The organism is Dactylosporangium sp. NPDC048998, assembly GCF_043197855.1.
GTDB lineage: Bacteria > Actinomycetota > Actinomycetes > Mycobacteriales > Micromonosporaceae > Dactylosporangium.
On the sequence record NZ_JBICTV010000103.1, the window covers coordinates 1 to 1304 of the forward strand.

General features: G+C 66.9%; 2 protein-coding genes. Both read left to right on the top strand.

Annotated elements, in window-relative coordinates:
- Positions 1-322: 322 nt before the first annotated feature.
- Positions 323-877: a hypothetical protein gene (locus ACGFI8_RS48010; protein WP_392815828.1), complete on the top strand. Its 555-nt coding sequence runs from the start codon at positions 323-325 to the stop codon at positions 875-877.
- Positions 878-1016: 139 nt separating this feature from the next.
- A partial coding sequence (locus tag ACGFI8_RS48015) for a WhiB family transcriptional regulator (protein WP_392815831.1) occupies positions 1017-1304 on the top strand: 288 nt, incomplete at its 3' end.

Consider the following 1304-nt stretch of genomic DNA (forward strand, 5'->3'; position numbering starts at 1 on the left):
TCGGCGCGGGCCGTCTCGACGTCCGAGGCGATCAGGTGTAGAACCTGGGCGGATCCGGGAACTGCTGGGCTGACGCTTCCCTCCTCTCGACGTGCCGTACACCCATCGCGTCGCCATTGAACGATGCCGCTGATGCCGGGCACGTCGCGCCCGTGGGGATCCCTGGCCCATCCACGGGCCTGCGAAGGCGCAAACCAGGGCTTCGCTGACGACGCTGACGCGCGGACTTACGAAGCCGGCGATCGCGGCGCATTGGCTCGCCCGTTACGGCCGAGAACTCCTCCGGTCGCGCCACCCTTGCCGGCTGTCGCCAGGACCCGGCATGGACCAGGGAGTCTCCCTGGGGCGAAAGGGCCGTGAGCCGCGCGAGCGTGGTCAGGTCGGCATCGATCTGTGCCGGCTCTGGGGAGAGCGAAGAGTTCAGATCGTGGAGATGAAACTCGCCAACCTCGCGCCGGTGCAGTCAATAGCGGAGGAGATCATGGAGTTGTTTGCGGCGTTTTGGGCCCATTGGTTGGCGCTCGGTAGTTCGTTCGCTCCAGCGACCTGCAGTCACGACGAAGCTGCACCCGCCTCCCGTACGCTTTCCGGACGGCGCCCCGAGCTCACCGCCCTCGATTTGTCGTTGATCCAACTCATCTACGAGGCCGTCGCGGCGGACTCGAAATGCATCCGGTGCGGTGCCCCGCTCAGTCGTCAGCTCCGTGTCGCGAAGTCGGCCGCCGACTATTGCCAATCGTGGACCGTATCGGTCGTGGCGAGGTGCAGCGGGCGGCGGCGCCACCGATACGTCGCCACCGTTGACGACGGCTCGAACGGATTCGTGCTTGGACCGTTTCACTCACCCGGACGTCACGCTTTCCGCAGGCGGCGGTGATGCCGGCCCCTGACATCAGAAGGAGATGATCCATGGTCGTAGATACGGAGTTTGCCCGCAGCGCCCGCGCACTCGTGCTGCCCCCTACAACAGGCCGCCGCTGGGCACGTCGGTCCCGGCTAAAGAGGGAGAGCTAAAGATGACGGTGTCGTTGCTATCGGGTCGGGTCGCGCGAAGCTCGACCTCCGGTACGGCCACCCAGGCGGGCGGTCGCACCGGAAGCCCACTACCCGGGCCGCTCTCCTTGGCGGACGCGGACTACCGGACGCTGCTCGGCGTCCGCGAAGACTGGTGGGAGCGGGCCGCGTGCCGCGGGATTGACGTAGACGTTTTCTATCCGCTGCCGAATGACGAGGTGGCCGCGGCGCGGGCGCTGCTGGTGTGCGCGCAATGTCCTATCCGTGCCAGGTGCCGGCGGTACGCCATA

What these genes read in the sequence shown, in the direction of transcription:
- ACGFI8_RS48010 (WP_392815828.1), top strand. Translation starts at nt 323, where the DNA reads ATGGACCAGGGAGTCTCCCTGGGGCGAAAGGGCCGTGAGCCGCGCGAG.